Here is a 15711-nt window from a genome sequence, read left to right on the forward strand (position 1 = left end):
CTAAGCAGCAGCACGCCGTGTAAGCATGGATAATAGATTGGCCAAAGTATCACGCATATCTTTCCGATGAACGATCATATCGATTGCACCATGAGCTAATAAAAACTCACTACGCTGGAAGCCCGGCGGTAGTTTTTGGCGAATGGTTTGTTCAATAATATTCGGGCCGGCAAAACCAGCGCGGGCATCAGGTTCGGCAATATTAATATCACCAAGCAAAGCCAGGCTTGCCGACACACCACCGTAAATCGGATCGGTCATTACAGAAATATACGGTACTCCATTAAGCTTAAGGCGCTCCAAAACTGCGCTGGTTTTCGCCATCTGCATTAATGAAATTAAAGCCTCTTGCATACGGGCGCCACCGGAAGCAGAAAAACAGATAAAAGGAATTTTTTGTTCGAGCGCCAGATTTGCTGCCTGGGTAAATTTTTCACCGACAGCAGAACCCATAGAGCCACCCAGAAAATTAAATTCAAATGCGACCACGACCACAGGTACGCCTTTAACTTTACCCTGCACGGCAATAAGCGCATCTTTTTCGCCAGTTGATTTTTGCGCAGCAGATAGCCGATCTTTATATTTTTTCTTGTCTTTGAATTTCAAGCGATCAACTGGCTCGATGCTTGCCAGTACTTCTTGTTGATCAGCCTCATCGAGAAAACCAGCAAGGCGGCGACGGGCACCAATACGCATATGATGTTCGCACTTAGGGCAAACATCGAGATTTTTCTCAAGTTCAGGGCGATACAAAACCGCCTCACATTTAACACATTTTTTCCACAAGCCTTCAGGTACGGTACTGGTGCGCCGATCTCTATCCTGCTCTCCAGTACGACCAATGGTAGGAAGTATTTTATCTAGCCAGCTCATCGTGTTATCCCGTTAAAATTAAGTGTTAATAAGTATAGTTTAAACTGCATCCATTGCCTGACGCATGTCGGCAATCAACGCTGAAGCGCCAGCGATGGCGTTGCTATCATTTTGTTGTGATAATTCCACAGCCTTTTGAACCAGTGCACTGCCTACTACTACGCCTTCAGCCAAACGGCTAATAGTAGAGGCTGACTCAGCATCTTTAATACCAAAACCTACCATCACAGGTAAGTTGGTAATGGCTTTAATTTCGGTCAATTTATTACGAACAGAGTCAGCATCCAAATGACCGGCACCAGTAACACCCTTAAGCGAAACATAGTAAAGATAACCCGTGGCTAATTCGGCAATGTGCTTAATGCGCGCGGCAGTTGTCGTTGGCGCCAATAAAAATATGCTATCAATATTGGAGGCTTTAAGCGCAGTATTTAAAGCGCCTGCCTCTTCCGGTGGCATATCAACCGTTAATAAACCATCTACGCCTGCTTTAGCTGCGGCCTGAGCAAATTGTTCAAACCCCATCACTACTACCGGGTTTGCATAACCCATTAATACCACCGGCGTATGCTGGTTTGTTTCACGAAACCGAGCAACAATGGCCAGCGCATCGCGTAGACTGATGTTATATTCCAGCGCCCGTTCATGGGCTAACTGAATGACCGGGCCTTCGGCCATCGGGTCAGAAAATGGAATGCCAAGCTCAAGAATATCAGCGCCATCGGCAACTAATTGATGCATCAACGGCAAGGTAAAATCCGGGTTGGGATCACCGGCAACAATATACGGGATTAATGCCTTGCGGCCCTGCGTTTGTAACGCTTGCATACAAGCAGCAATACGACTCAAGAATTATCTCCTATCTTGATAGTTGCCAAAGCAACGAGATTAAATAGTAATACCATCGATGCCTGCCACGGTATGAATGTCTTTGTCGCCACGGCCAGATAAATTAATAATAATAATTTGGTCTTTATCCATAGTGGGTGCCAGCTTGTTAGCATAAGCCACTGCATGACTGGATTCTAACGCTGGCATAATACCTTCAATTTTAGTTAGGCCGCGAAAACCGGCTAAAGCTTCGTCATCATTAATTGCAACGTAATTTACACGTTTAATATCTTTTAACCATGAGTGCTCTGGGCCAACACCTGGATAGTCCAGCCCTGCAGAAACTGAGTGAGTATGAATGATCTGTCCGTTTTCATCGTGCATCAGATAAGTACGATTGCCATGTAATACGCCAGGCTCACCAGCGGATAAAGGCGCAGCATGTCGGCCAGTATCCACACCATCGCCACCCGCCTCTACACCGTACATGGCGACATTTTCATCTGTGAGAAAGGGATGAAATAGACCGATAGCGTTAGAACCCCCACCAACACAAGCAATAAGTGCATCAGGTAATTGGCCAGTTAATTCCAAACACTGTGCTCTAGCTTCACGGCCAATGACAGACTGAAAATCGCGCACTAATAATGGGTAGGGATGAGGTCCTGCAGCAGTACCAATAATATAAAAAGTATCATCAACGTTAGTGACCCAATCGCGCATAGCTTCATTCATAGCGTCTTTTAATGTTTTGGAACCGGATGTCACTGGTATCACTTCGGCACCAAGCAGTTTCATACGGTAAACATTGAGGGACTGTCGCTGTACATCTTCAGCCCCCATGAATACCTGGCACTCCATACCTAATCTGGCAGCAATTGTCGCAGTCGCTACGCCATGCTGCCCCGCTCCGGTTTCAGCGATGATACGGGATTTACCCGAGTATTTTGCTAACAGCGCTTGACCAATAGTGTTATTGATTTTATGCGCACCGGTATGATTCAAGTCTTCGCGCTTTAAATAAATTTTTGCACCACCGAGCTGCTCAGTCCAGCGTCTAGCAAAATATAAAGGTGATGGACGGCCAACATAGTGAGCCAAATCCTGATCGAATTCTGCTTGAAAGGCCGGGTCTTTGGATAATTTTTTATAACTGGTTTCAAGCTCGTCCAGAGCCTGCATCAACGTTTCTGAAACAAAACGGCCGCCATACTCACCAAAGTGGCCTTGAGCGTCAGGAACTGCAGCATAATCTACTGCCGATTTTGTTTTACTGCTTGTCATTTTGTATTGCCACCATTATTAACCGGCGAGTGCCAAGCGATCAGCACATTGTACGCCTTGAATAAATTGCATAATTTTTTCTGAACTTTTAATTCCCGGAGACTCTTCAACGCCACCACTCACGTCAACCGCGAATGGCTTAACACTGCTCACCGCCTGCTCAATATTGTCTGGTTGTAAACCGCCCGCCAATACAATTTGTGGCCGAATTTGTGGTGGTATCCGCTGCCAGTCAAATCGTTCACCGGTACCGCCAGGAACGCCAGGCTGGTAAGCATCTAATAAAATTGCCTGGGCGGACGAAAAGCTGGCAATTTCATCCAGCAACACTATATCTGGGCGCATCCTTAGCGCTTTCATATAAGGCCGACCTAGCTGCATGCAATCAGCAGCGTTTTCGTCACCGTGATATTGATACAAACTAATAGGTAAGTATTTATCGATTTGTTGCAACAATGGCAGATCAGCATTAACGGTTAGAGCCACAATGGAAACAAAGGCAGGTAAAACCGAACATATTTTTGCTGCCTGATCGATACTCACGGCACGGCTACTAGGGGCATAAAATACCAGACCAATAGCATCTGCCCCTGCTTCAACAGCAGCGACGGCATCTTCTGGACGCGTAATACCACATATTTTTATACGAGTTCGATTCACGGTGGGATCAAGGTTTCTGAATACTATTTTATTGACTGACCAACCGGCTACCACGCATTAAATTAGCCTGCCGGAATAAAGCACCATGGTAACAAACTGCAGGCTATGCTGTCTGCAATAAGAAAGGAGAATCTTTTATTCAGTGATAAAATAAGGCCCGGGAGCATACACTGGTAAACCATAATGCTCAGGATAGCTAACCCCGACTAAATATAAACCCTGTGGCGGTGCCGTAGCGGCGGCAACGGTTCTATCTTTGGCTGCTAACACAGCTTTAGCCCATGAAGATGGCTGATTACCTTTACCAATTTCTAACAGTACTCCAGTTATATTACGCACCATATGCAGTAAGAAAGCGTTCGCCTGAATATCAATAATAACCATCTCTCCACGTCGACTCACTTCAATAAAGTGAATGTTGCGCATGGCCGTGTTGGATTGACATGCCACAGCCCTATAGGAGGTAAAATCCAATTCCCCAATAAGATGCTGGGCGGCTTCATGCATTAAATTATGGTCGAGCTGCCGACTCTCCCAGGTAACGCCGGATTGTAATAACGCGGGACGTGCGGTTGTATTCAAAATAATGTAGCGATAACGGCGCGCCGTCGCTGAAAAGCGGGCATTAAAATCAGCAGGGACCTGCTTGGCCCATTGCACAGCAATATTGCGAGGCATCAAGGTGTTAGTGCCAGTGACCCAGGCTTTTTCTCCTCGCGCAACCGGACTTTCAAAATTCACTACCTGATAGCTAGCGTGAACACCGGCATCGGTACGACCGGCACACTGCACTTTAACGGGGTTATTAGCAACTTGGCTGAGCGCTTTTTCAAGCTCTTCCTGCACCGTAGCCACTTGTGGCTTACGTTGCGCCTGCCACCCGTGATAGGCGCTACCATCGTAGCTTATGGCCATTGCTACTGTATCACCAGGGTTAAATTGATCGGTAAACAAACTGAAAGCTCTTGTTGGATGTTAGCGAGATGAGACTAAAATTGGTGCCGATTAAAACAAAAAGCGGGAACAGTTTACACTGTTCCCGCTATGCTATAGCGATGATTAAGCACTTATTAATTATTCGATACGATCAACCAGTGCTGTTGCTTCTTGCTTCTGCTCATCATTGCCCTCTTGTAGCACTTCATCAAGAATGTCGCGCGCCCCTTCGGTATCACCCATATCAATGTAGGCTCTGGCTAAATCAAGCTTGGTAGCTACCTCATCAGTATCAGCGAGAAAATCAAAATCATCTTCAGAGCCCGCTGGTGTAGTTACTGATTCGTCAAAGCCTTTATCAGTTTCTACCGGTGGCGGCTCAGCTGTTTCGGGCTCAGCGTCAAACTCAGCCAATACAGGAACATCGTTATCTGCGGATGCCTCCAGGTCAAAATCCATGTCATCGAAATCGATATCTGCTTCTAACTCTGCAGTAGTGGTTTCTGTATCTGATTCAAGCTCTTCTGCAAGTGGCTCCAATTCAGACTCGGCAATATCGAGATCAGCCTTAACATCACCAATTTCACCAAACTCAGCCTCGAGATCCCCCAAGTCTGTATCGTCCAGGGAATCCAGATCAAGGTCGCCATCAAGGTCAAGATCAAGGTTATTCTCTGTAGATTCTGTTTGGGCAGCAAGTTCAGCCTGTATAGCAGCAGCATCCATCTGCACAGTCTTATCCGCAGTAAAGGAGTCTTCCTCTGCTTCTGCCTCCAGCTCGCCTAAATCCAGCTCTGCTGCAAAATCACCGGCGTCTGTTTCGTCAAAGGATTCATCCAGACCCAGATCATGTAGCTCGAGATCCGCATCGCTAACAGCATCGGTTTCCATGGTACTACCGAAATCCACATCGTCGGTATCAAGATCCAAACCATCTAATTCAAGATCAATATCTAAATCATCATCTAAATCTAATTGGATATCCGCAGCGGCTGGCTCAGCTATTAATCCGTCATCAAGTAAATCGGCATCCATATCCTCGTCGGTGAAATCATCCATGGAGCCTGGTAAATCATTAAGCCAGTCAGAAACACCGTCTACAGTAGAAAGCATCTCTTTAACATCAGCGATTGCGGCTTCATCGCCCAATGCCTGCAAAGCAACAAACTGCTGCTGAAAACTTGGCTTATCGCGAGTTTCAACACAAACTTCCAATAACTTAACCTGCAAATCACTACGATTAGGCTCCTTGCCAATAGCGCCTCTTAATAAGTCGATAGCTTGCTGATAGCGACCGTAGGCAATATAAATCTCGGCTTCTGCAACCACATCACCGGTTTCAGCTTGCAAAGCAGGCGCACTTTCCGCGGCAACTTCCTGATCTTCCTGTTCAGCAGCAAGCGCAGCCTCAGCGGCGTTGTCAGCAGCAATTTGTTGCTCAAGCTCGGCGACTAAATCATCCGTAGTATCAAGCTCTTCCTCCATGAATGGGGCAGTCTCTTCCGCTGATATCTCGTCCAGAGAAGTATCGGCCAGAGGCTCCTCTTCAATAAAATCAATAGTATCAGCATCGCCTTCATCGCTCTGGCGACGACGCATAACTACCACGCCCGCTGCTAGTAATAACAACAACGCAGCCGCACCGCCTAAAACCAAGGGATCACTGAACATTGAATCTGGCTCAGGAGCTGGGGCTGGTGGCTTGGCGGGTTTAGGTTTTTCCTCTACTGCGGGACTGGGCTCGGCGACTGGCTCCGGTTGGTCACCTGCATTGGCTTGCATGCTCGCTAACTGGTCATCTTTTAATTCCAGCAAGCGCTGCATTGTCGCCAGTTTTTCTTCCATATGAGCTAGGTTTTGCGCCAACTCCTCTTTTTCACGCGCGCTTTTATCCAGCGCCTCAGCAGTAACAGCCAGCTCATTTTGCAATGCCTGGCTTCCTTTTGAGTCAATATCGCCAGCGCCATCAGCTGCACGATCAGTATTTCCACCTGTCGCTATCGATAAACGAGGCTGTTCTGTTGCAGCAACACTTGATCCCGGCTTCGATGCTGTCGCATCCAGCTGTGGAGCAACAGCATCATCCCCTTGGCGCCAAGCTCGATTCTGGCTGGCGACTTCACCTACAGCCTGACGATCAGAAACAGATATCTCTTGAGCGGTTGGTAATCGCAATACCGAACCGGCCTTGAGTCGATTGATATTACCGTTGATAAAAGCATCCGGGTTAAGCGCCTGAATACCTACCATCGTTTGTTGTACTGAGACCCCTTGAGCAGGACGACTCTTAACGGCTATTTCCCATAATGTATCGTCATTTTTAACCCGGTATTTCTCTCCAGCCGTTAATTCACCCTGTTGCAGAGTCTGCCGGGGGAAGTTTGTACTGCTGGGCGGTTTGAAGATGAAGGGGTTACAGGTCTGGCAGAAGCCTTAGAAGGAGCAGCTTGGGCCGCTTTTACTGGCGCGGCCTCACTATCACTGAATACGGGAAGGTCGAGAAGAACGGTATATTCGCGCATCAGGCGACCGCTAGGCCAATGCGCTTCTATTAAGAAATTAAGATAAGGTTCAAGCACAGGTTCACGAGTAAAGACCTTAATTACACCGCCGCCTTTACCGTCCATTACAACTTTGAACTTAAGGTTGGTTAGGAAGAACTCACGACTAACCCCGGCATTGGCAAAATCTGAATTACTGGCAAGTTTTACCTTAACCTGACTTGGATCCAGATCTTCAGTATTTAATAAGCGAATTTCAGCATTTAATGGCTGGTTGAGCGCAGAGTTCAGGGAGAAATCCCCCATTCCCAATGCATTTACCAGGCCTGCCTGCAATGCCCCAATCGCTGCAATCGCTGCTGCAAGCTTATTACGTACCATATTCCGTCCCTTCTTTACCGAGTGAATAAGCCGCTAATACAGCGACCCTAATCATGGGTTAAAATTTCGTTATAACTATTAGTTGTGCCAAGTCGCCACTGCCAGAGTAATTTTATTGTTACTTTAGACAAAAAATACACAATCCCAAAGCTAGAATAGAGTTTTACTATTTCACGTAAGTATTAGTGAGAAATAGAGTTTTAGCAAGAATTCGGCCGATCATGGGGAATGATCGGCAGCTCTTTTATACTTTTTTTCAGACATGGCGCACAAATTGCCGTAAGTGTATTAATCAGACGCTTTATTATTGAGCCAATAAACAGCCCATAACCTAAATTGCACACTCAAGTAGCCGCTAAAATTAATAACGATTGACGCGTGCTGTTAACGCTCAATCAATATCCGCAGCATGCGACGCAGTGGCTCTGCCGCCCCCACAATAACTGATCGCCAACGGTAAAGGCTGACAGGTACTCTGGCCCCATATTCATTTTACGTAAGCGCCCTACTGGCACATGCAGTGAACCGGTAACTGCTGTTGGAGTTAACTCCTGCAGCGAGAGATCACGCTGGTTAGGCACGACCTTAACCCAGTCATTCGCCTCGGCTAGCATGGATTCTATTTCATCCATCGGCAGATCGCGCTTCAACTTTACGGTTAACGCCTGGCTGTGACAGCGCATAGCCCCAATTCGCACACAAATACCGTCAACTGGCACGATATGCGTACGCCCAAGCAGCTTATTGGTCTCGGCCTGCCCCTTCCACTCTTCACGACTCTGGCCATTTTCAAGTTGGGTATCAATCCATGGAAGCAAGCTTCCGGCCAAAGGCGCACCAAAATTATCAGTAGGGAAATCCCCGTCCCGCATAGTCGCAACTACTTTACGATCAATGTCGAGAATGGCGCTAGCAGGATCTGCCAGCTCACTGGTCACACTGGATTCTATGGCCCCCATTTGCGCAATCAACTCACGCATATTCTGGGCGCCAGCACCGCTGGCAGCCTGATAAGTCATTGCACTCATCCACTCAACCACGTCGTGCTTGAACAAACCGCCCATAGCCATCAGCATCAGGCTAACCGTGCAGTTACCACCAACAAAGTTTTTAACCCCATTATTCAAGCCGTCCTTGATGATATCCATATTGACAGGATCAAGGATGATCAATGCATCATCCGCCATCCGTAAACTCGAGGCTGCATCAATCCAATAACCATCCCAGCCATTACTGCGTAACTGCGCAAATACTGATTTGGTATAGTCTCCACCCTGACAAGAGACAATCGCATCCAACTGGCTCAACGCCTTAATATCATTGGCATCGTGCAATGGCGCGATGGCTTTACCAATATCAGGCCCCTGACCTCCAACGTTAGACGTGGTAAAGAAGATAGGCTCTTCAATAAAATCAAAGTCCCCTTCTGCCAGCATGCGCTCCATCAATACAGAACCAACCATGCCGCGCCAACCTACAAAACCTACTTTTTTCATTACGTTACTCTCTTCCTTACACCTAAAGTTTTCTATAGTGCTGCGGCAACCGCATCACCCATTTCACTGGTACTGACTAAGGTAGTGCCAGCAGAATAAATATCGCCGGTTCGCAAACCCGCATCTAACACGCTACCGACAGCAGCTTCGATGGCATTGGCGGCCTCAATAGCGCCTAAAGAATACCGCAACATCATCGCTGCCGATAAAATCATCGCCAATGGATTCGCTTTACCTTGCCCAGCTATATCGGGTGCCGAACCATGACAGGGTTCATACATGCCACGACCATTTTTATCCAGCGCCGCAGATGGCAACATACCAATCGAACCGGTCAACATAGCCGCCGCGTCTGAGAGGATATCGCCAAACATATTTCCGGTAACAATTACATCAAACTGTTTAGGCGCACGCACCAGTTGCATTGCCGCGTTATCCACATACATATGTGACAGCTCAACGTCTGGGTAGTCTGCCGCCATTTCCTGCATCACTTCGCGCCATAAAATAGTGGCTTCCAATACATTCGATTTGTCGACGGAACATAATTTACCACCGCGCTTTTGCGCAGCTTCAAAGGCCATTTTACCGATGCGACGAATTTCAGACTCATTGTATTTGTAAGTGTTATAGCCCTCTCGCTCGCCGTTTTCTAATGTGCGAATACCGCGCGGCTCGCCAAAATAAATACCACCGGTTAATTCACGGACAATTAAAATATCGAGACCAGCTACCACTTCGGGCTTTAGCGAAGAGGCATCGGCAAGTTGTGGGTACAAAATAGCGGGACGTAAATTACCAAACAATTCCAGCGCCGAACGAAATTGCAACAAACCTTTTTCCGGGCGTAAATCACGGCCAACAGCATCCCACTTGGGGCCACCGATGGCAGCAAATAAAATAGCGTCGGAAGCTTTTGCTTTGTCAAGCGTTTCGGCAGGCATGGGTATGCCAGTAACATCAAGAGCAGCACCGCCTAACAACGCCTCATCAAATTCTATTCCCAAATCCATCCGCTGGTTCAGTACATCAAGCACCTTGCGGGTTTCTACGGTAATCTCAGGGCCAATACCATCACCGGAAATTACTAATACTTTTCTACTTACAGTCACATTGCCACCTATACTCAGTAAACACTTAATGTTATGTGTTTATAAATTTTAAACTTCATAATATGACAAAGGAGGCTTAAAGCCCCCTTTGTTTTACTATTGTTGCAGGTCGTTACTGACCGGCCCCAAACAACCAGGGGGATTTTTTTTGCCACTCGGTTTCAAAGGTTTTAATAGCATCCGCATCTTGCAAGGTAATACCAATATCATCCAAACCATTTAGCAAACAGTGTTTGCGAAATCCATCGACTTCAAACGGGATTTCATCACCATTGGGTTTCCGAATAATTTGCGCCTGTAAATCGATGGTGAGCTTATAGCCCTCTTCTGCATACATTTCCTGAAATAACTGATCTACAATAGCGGCATCTAACGCAATGGGTAACAATCCATTTTTAAAACAGTTGTTGAAGAAAATGTCAGCAAAGCTAGGCGCAATCAACGCACGAAAGCCATAATCCTCAATCGCCCAAGGCGCATGTTCACGGCTAGAACCGCAACCAAAATTATCACGGGCCAGCAATACTTCCGCACCTTGATAACGATCGAAGTTTAACGGGAAGTCAGGGTTTTTTGGTCGTGATGAACAATCCATATCAGGCTGCCCTTCATCCAAATAGCGCAGCTCATCAAACATAAAGGGACCAAAACCCGAACGCTTAATCGATTTAAGGAATTGCTTGGGCATAATCATATCGGTATCAACATTGGCGCGATCCATGGGTGCAACCAAGCCGGTAACTGTAGTAAAACTTTTCATCGTTAATCTCTCTTCTTTGTGCGCTGATTACATGACGTCGCGAACGTCAACAAAGTGACCGGCAATGGCTGCTGCTGCGGCCATTTCAGGACTAACCAAGTGGGTGCGCCCACCAAAGCCCTGGCGACCTTCAAAATTTCGGTTTGAAGTCGATGCACAGTGTTCCCCTGCCCCTAATTTGTCAGAATTCATAGCCAGACACATAGAGCAACTCGGTTCACGCCACTCCATACCCGCATCCAGAAAAACTTTATCAAGACCTTCCGCCTCAGCTTGCGCTTTGACCAAGCCCGACCCAGGCACAACTAATACGCGCTTAACATTGCTGGCGACTTTTTTACCCTTGGCAACTTTTGCCGCAGCTCGTAAATCTTCGATGCGGGAATTGGTACAGGAACCTATAAATACACAGTCGAGTTTAATGTCAGTAATTGACATGCCACCGGTTAAACCCATGTATTGCAAAGCACGCTCAGTGGCGGCTTTTTTCGCAGGATCAGCGATATCAGCAGGGTTAGGTACAATGCCATTAATACCGGTCACCATTTCCGGGGAATTACCCCATGTCACTTGCGGCACTATGCTTGAAGCATCAATAGTAACCACGCGATCAAAATGTGCACCGTCATCACTGTGTAAGGTCTTCCACCAGCTGACCGCCTTGTCCCAGTCGTCACCCTTGGGGCTAAAGGGACGCCCCTTTACATAGTCGATAGTGGTCTCATCAACCGCGACCATACCCACGCGAGCACCGCCTTCAATCGCCATATTACAAACCGTCATGCGGCCTTCAATCGACATATTACGGAACACACTGCCGGCAAACTCAATCGCATGGCCATTGCCACCCGCTGTTCCGATGGTGCCAATAATGGCAAGAATCACGTCTTTCGGGGTAACACCAGGGTTCAGCACACCATCGACATTGACCTGCATATTCTTCATTTTTTTCTGAATCAAACACTGGGTTGCCAGTGCATGCTCAACTTCAGAAGTACCAATACCATGTGCCAAAGCACCCAAGGCGCCATGGGTTGCGGTGTGAGAGTCGCCACAGACTACGGTCATGCCTGGCAATGTGGCACCCTGCTCAGGACCAATTACATGGACAATACCCTGACGAATATCGTTAATCTCAAACTCTGGAATACCAAATTCATCACAATTATCATCCAGGGTCTGAACTTGAATACGTGAGATATCCTCGACAATACCGGCAACACCGCCATCACGCTCAGATTTCAGCGAAGGTACATTGTGATCAGGGGTCGCCAAGTTGGCATCCGAGCGCCATAACTTGCGGCCTGCGAGACGCAACCCTTCAAAAGCCTGAGGGGACGTGACTTCATGGACTAATTGCCGGTCGATATAAATCAACGCAGTACCATCGTCCCGCTGCTTGACCAAGTGGGCGTCCCACAATTTGTCATAGAGGGTTTTCGCGCTCATAAGTTACCTCATTTGAATATGGCGTTTAAGTGGACGAATTTTAAGCGCGGCGCTAGAATAAAACAAATTCATATTATTCATAGATTGAATTCCATTAAGTAATTCATAGTAAAAAGGCAAGCAAACAACCCACCATGGATACCCAAAACTTAAAGGCCTTTGTGGAAGTGGCCGAAACCAGCTCTTTTTCTCACGCCGCAGAAATACTGCACTTAACACAGCCAGCCGTCAGCAAGCGGATCGCAGCGCTTGAAAGCCAACTGGATTGCAAGCTCTTCGACCGCATCAATCGCACTGTACAGCTAACTGAAGCCGGCCATTCGCTGCTCCCCAAAGCCCGGCAAATCCTGCTGGCAGTGCAGGAGGCGAAACGCAGCATTGATGATTTACAGGGTGATATAAGTGGCCAGTTACGGATTGGTATCAGTCACCATATTGGCCTGCATCGTTTACCGCCCGTATTACAAGCCTTTACACGCCAACACCCCAATGTCCATTTTGATATAGATTTTATGGATTCCGAAGAGGCACATGAACAAGTGATGCATGGTCAGATTGAGCTAGGTGTAGTCACACTGGACCCGGCAGACAATAGCCCGTTACGCCGCCAGCCGGTCTGGCAAGATAAATTACTGGTTACCGTATCGCCAGACCACCCACTGGCGCAATCAGGCCGTGCTGACATCACTACCCTCAGTCAATTTCCGGCAATCTTACCTGGCCTGAATACATACACTGGGCAAATTATAAAAGCATTATTTCAACAGCATTCGTTAAAGCTCGATGTCTCAATGGCAACAAACTATTTGGAAACGATAAAAATGATGGTGTCGATAGGATTGGGCTGGAGTGTGCTGCCACACACGATGATTGATGACAGTCTTAAAGTATTAGACATTGATGATCTAAAATTACATCGAACGTTAGGTTATGTTGTGCATCCCAATCGCAGCCTTAGCAATGCGGCTAACGCCTTTGTTGAGGCGCTACAAGCCAATGGCGTCTCTTAATGGCCCGAATAAATCCAGCAACCAGAAAATTTCAGCGACAAAAAACAATCCCGCTAAAATCAAGCCCGCTTTAGCCAGCCGATGCCACCGCTTATTGCCCCGATGAAGTTTATCCTGTGCAGGCTCGGCTTGTATTTTGATCGTTTCTTCTGTTTCGCAAAAGGTTTGTAACGCCACCCTTACCTGCTCAATGTTGCTGTAACGCTTATCAGGATTTACCGCCAGCATCTTACTAACAATTTTCTCAAGCGGTCCAGGTAAAATACTTAACGCATCAATGTTCTTGATACCTTTTCCGTTCTGGAGAATTATTTCTCCAGTCAATAAGTGAAATAATACTGCACCCGCGGAAAAAATATCAGAGGCCACTGAGCACTGTTCATGCAGCGGTTGATACCAGTCGATGCCAGTACCGACACTATGATCATCAAAACCAAAATCCGTCAGTTTTATATGCGTGGATGTCTCCACCAGAATATTACTGGGGCGAAGATTACCATGTAATAAGCCAAGTTGATGGGCTTCATGAAGGCCTTTGCATATTTGTTGGGCTAATAACAACCATCGATCCAATGAAAAGGCCTGGGTTAATCGTTCCTGCAAACTACCGCCAGTGACGTATTCCATCACTACAATAAACACACGGTCATTTCTTGCGGTGCCATGAATCCTTGCTATATGTGGATGCGATAATTTAGCTAAAGCAGTTGCCGTAATATAAGCATTACCTTCATAAGCGATCTGTTGTTTTTTTACAACCAACCACTGTTGACGTTTTGGCTCGCTCACTAAGTAGCTGGCGCCAAATTGATTTTCTTTCAGCACATCAAGTAATTTGTAATTATCGGGTAACTGGTCGCGCTGGCGCTCTTTTCCCATAAGGGATTAGCTAAATGCTTACCTTGTAACAATAACAGTAAGCGGCGCTCTACTTCCTCAGCAGATTGGGGTCGCTGTTTCAAATCAGTATGCAAACACTGCCTGATAATATCCATTAGCGCTTTGGCTAAATGCTGAGTCACTGACTTTTTCTCGTCAGGACGAAAACCTAAAAACAATTCATGCATCAAAACCCCAAGCGAATAAATATCACTGAGATAGCTTGCCTCGGCTTCCGGGTCAGCCTGCTCAGGCGACATATAAGCAGGGGTGCCCATAATCACAGACTGAGTTTGCTGGCCATTAGCATTAGCCAGCTTTTTGAAATAACCGGCAATACCGAAATCAACCACCCGCACATGACCGTCATAATCAACCAAAATATTGGCAGGTTTAATATCACGGTGTACTACGCCATTACGGTGCGCATAGGACAAGGCTTTGCAGATTTGGACTACAATATCGAGTTTACGTGACAGGAAACATCAGCACGCTTTGTAATTGCGGTTAAAGTGATGCTTTTGACATACTGCATGACAAAATAAGGGTGCGCTTGACCATCACTGTCTACCAATGTGCCCTGGTCATAGACCTGAATAATATTGGGATGATTGAGTCCGGCAACAAGTAAGGACTCCTGCTGAAACTGGGATTCTACAATGGGATCCGCCAATAGCGTGGTATTCAAGACTTTAATAGCCACTGGGCGATCAAGCGATTGCTGCACAGCAAGATACACAACCGCCATGCCCCCTTCACCCAAGGGATTCTTTATCTGGTATCCAGGCAACTCTAGCGGAGGTATCGAAGACAAAAGCGACTCATATTTATCAATAGTTATTTTATGAGCTAAAGTATAGACGCTAGAACAAGCATTAATAATGCTATAGACAGTGACCATTGCTAAATTTTCTGCTAAAAAGCATAGATAGAAATAAGTAGCTACGGAGAATTACGTTGGCAATCCAAGAAGACAACCCGTTCAACCCTGCCAAAAGCAGTACTGCAATTTGGGAATTGGTCGCTGAGGGCGATTGGCTAGTAGGCCAACGATTTAGAATAAACGGCCACGCGGTGTTAGGTAGAGATGCCAGCTGCGATATCACTATACCCGGCACCCATTTATCCAGACGTCATGCTGAGCTGGCGGTCAAAGGCAATAAGTTACAAATACGCGATCTGGGTTCATCTAATGGCACTTATGTCAACGATGTAAAAGTCATGGATTCAGAGTTAAAAACAGGAGACACCGTTCGCTTTGATGTATTACGCTTTCGTATTCAGGGGCCAGAGTCAGCGGAACTCGACAGCAACGCGACTATGATTAGAGAAGCCCTCCCTAAAAAACCAGTGACATCACCCAAGCCACGTCCTGATTCCAAAAACTGGAAAACCAAGCCGACCTCTGTTGGCAACCGCAGCACCACCGAGCAAATGTCGACGGTTAAAAAAGCCAGCAATACACTATGGACTGCAATTATTGTCGTTATTGGTCTCGCCACAGTGGCGGGTATCGGTTTTTTAATCACCCAGTTATAA

Annotated in this window: 15 protein-coding genes and 1 pseudogene; 2 read left to right on the forward strand and 14 right to left on the reverse strand. The window is 46.7% G+C overall.

Annotation, left to right across the window (positions count from 1 at the left end; genetic code table 11):
• The 11 genes and pseudogenes from accD to leuC all read right to left on the reverse strand — a co-directional run bounded on the left by accD (position 1) and on the right by leuC (position 12283).
• Positions 1 to 873 carry an acetyl-CoA carboxylase, carboxyltransferase subunit beta gene (gene accD, locus UNITIG_RS16830; RefSeq protein ID WP_101759536.1) on the reverse strand — a complete coding sequence of 291 codons (873 nt, stop codon included), beginning with the start codon at positions 871 to 873 and terminating at the stop codon, positions 1 to 3.
• A gap of 39 nt (positions 874 to 912) precedes the next feature.
• A complete protein-coding gene (trpA, locus tag UNITIG_RS16835) occupies positions 913 to 1722 on the reverse strand; it encodes a tryptophan synthase subunit alpha (protein WP_101759537.1) in 810 nt (269 codons plus the stop codon).
• Positions 1723 to 1761: 39 nt separating this feature from the next.
• A complete protein-coding gene (trpB, locus tag UNITIG_RS16840; RefSeq protein WP_101759538.1) occupies positions 1762 to 2988 on the reverse strand; it encodes a tryptophan synthase subunit beta in 1227 nt (408 codons plus the stop codon).
• Positions 2989 to 3006: 18 nt separating this feature from the next.
• Positions 3007 to 3648 (reverse strand): phosphoribosylanthranilate isomerase, encoded by a 642-nt coding sequence (locus UNITIG_RS16845; protein ID WP_101759629.1) that lies wholly within the window; start codon positions 3646 to 3648, stop codon positions 3007 to 3009.
• Between the two features lie 135 nt (positions 3649 to 3783).
• Positions 3784 to 4602: a tRNA pseudouridine(38-40) synthase TruA gene (gene truA / locus UNITIG_RS16850; RefSeq protein ID WP_235015467.1), complete on the reverse strand. Its 819-nt coding sequence runs from the start codon at positions 4600 to 4602 to the stop codon at positions 3784 to 3786.
• A gap of 120 nt (positions 4603 to 4722) precedes the next feature.
• Complete coding sequence (locus UNITIG_RS16855; RefSeq protein ID WP_369809216.1) at positions 4723 to 6990, reverse strand: FimV/HubP family polar landmark protein; 2268 nt, start codon at positions 6988 to 6990, stop codon at positions 4723 to 4725.
• Positions 6930 to 7466: a FimV family protein gene (locus tag UNITIG_RS16860; protein ID WP_101759540.1), complete on the reverse strand. Its 537-nt coding sequence runs from the start codon at positions 7464 to 7466 to the stop codon at positions 6930 to 6932. Before UNITIG_RS16860 ends, UNITIG_RS16855 begins: the two co-directional genes overlap by 61 nt.
• A gap of 384 nt (positions 7467 to 7850) precedes the next feature.
• A pseudogene (gene asd / locus UNITIG_RS16865) lies at positions 7851 to 8962 on the reverse strand (aspartate-semialdehyde dehydrogenase).
• Positions 8963 to 8994: 32 nt separating this feature from the next.
• Positions 8995 to 10074, reverse strand: coding sequence for a 3-isopropylmalate dehydrogenase (gene leuB / locus UNITIG_RS16870; RefSeq protein ID WP_101759541.1), 1080 nt, complete (start codon positions 10072 to 10074; stop codon positions 8995 to 8997).
• A gap of 112 nt (positions 10075 to 10186) precedes the next feature.
• Entirely contained in the window at positions 10187 to 10834 is a 648-nt protein-coding gene (gene leuD / locus UNITIG_RS16875; RefSeq protein WP_101759542.1) for a 3-isopropylmalate dehydratase small subunit, read from the reverse strand.
• A 27-nt stretch (positions 10835 to 10861) separates the two neighbouring features.
• Complete coding sequence (gene leuC, locus UNITIG_RS16880) at positions 10862 to 12283, reverse strand: 3-isopropylmalate dehydratase large subunit (protein WP_101759543.1); 1422 nt, start codon at positions 12281 to 12283, stop codon at positions 10862 to 10864.
• Positions 12284 to 12417: 134 nt separating this feature from the next.
• Here leuC and UNITIG_RS16885 point away from each other — a divergent pair, with 134 nt between their 5' ends.
• Positions 12418 to 13293 carry a LysR family transcriptional regulator gene (locus tag UNITIG_RS16885; protein ID WP_101759544.1) on the forward strand — a complete coding sequence of 292 codons (876 nt, stop codon included), beginning with the start codon at positions 12418 to 12420 and terminating at the stop codon, positions 13291 to 13293.
• On the opposite strand, the gene UNITIG_RS16890 is transcribed toward UNITIG_RS16885, so the two are convergent.
• From UNITIG_RS16890 to UNITIG_RS25185, 3 genes are read right to left on the reverse strand one after another with little or no spacing between them, the layout of a single operon-like run.
• The gene (locus UNITIG_RS16890) at positions 13270 to 14172 is read right to left on the reverse strand and encodes a serine/threonine-protein kinase (protein ID WP_101759545.1); all 903 of its coding nucleotides are present in this window, start codon (positions 14170 to 14172) and stop codon (positions 13270 to 13272) included. The two genes, UNITIG_RS16885 and UNITIG_RS16890, sit on opposite strands and share 24 nt — an antisense overlap.
• Positions 14112 to 14609 (reverse strand): serine/threonine-protein kinase, encoded by a 498-nt coding sequence (locus UNITIG_RS25180; protein ID WP_159931187.1) that lies wholly within the window; start codon positions 14607 to 14609, stop codon positions 14112 to 14114. Before UNITIG_RS25180 ends, UNITIG_RS16890 begins: the two co-directional genes overlap by 61 nt.
• A gap of 17 nt (positions 14610 to 14626) precedes the next feature.
• On the reverse strand, positions 14627 to 14986 hold the full coding sequence (locus tag UNITIG_RS25185; protein WP_159931188.1) for a protein kinase: 360 nt from the start codon (positions 14984 to 14986) through the stop codon (positions 14627 to 14629).
• A gap of 143 nt (positions 14987 to 15129) precedes the next feature.
• On the opposite strand from UNITIG_RS25185, the gene UNITIG_RS16905 reads away from it, so the two are divergent.
• Complete coding sequence (locus UNITIG_RS16905) at positions 15130 to 15711, forward strand: FHA domain-containing protein (RefSeq protein WP_159931189.1); 582 nt, start codon at positions 15130 to 15132, stop codon at positions 15709 to 15711.

Origin of the sequence: Oceanicoccus sp. KOV_DT_Chl (assembly GCF_900120175.1) — a bacterium.
Classification (GTDB): Bacteria; Pseudomonadota; Gammaproteobacteria; order Pseudomonadales; family Dasaniaceae; genus Oceanicoccus.

Excerpts from the sequence above, each read along its gene's own strand:
- accD (WP_101759536.1), bottom strand. The coding sequence starts at position 873 with ATGAGCTGGCTAGATAAAATACTTCCTACCATTGGTCGTACTGGAGAG.
- trpB (WP_101759538.1), bottom strand. The coding sequence starts at position 2,988 with ATGACAAGCAGTAAAACAAAATCGGCAGTAGATTATGCTGCAGTTCCT.
- UNITIG_RS16860 (WP_101759540.1), bottom strand. The coding sequence starts at position 7,466 with ATGGTACGTAATAAGCTTGCAGCAGCGATTGCAGCGATTGGGGCATTG.
- leuD (WP_101759542.1), bottom strand. The coding sequence starts at position 10,834 with ATGAAAAGTTTTACTACAGTTACCGGCTTGGTTGCACCCATGGATCGC.
- leuC (WP_101759543.1), bottom strand. The coding sequence starts at position 12,283 with ATGAGCGCGAAAACCCTCTATGACAAATTGTGGGACGCCCACTTGGTC.
- UNITIG_RS16885 (WP_101759544.1), top strand. The coding sequence starts at position 12,418 with ATGGATACCCAAAACTTAAAGGCCTTTGTGGAAGTGGCCGAAACCAGC.
- UNITIG_RS16890 (WP_101759545.1), bottom strand. The coding sequence starts at position 14,172 with ATGGGAAAAGAGCGCCAGCGCGACCAGTTACCCGATAATTACAAATTA.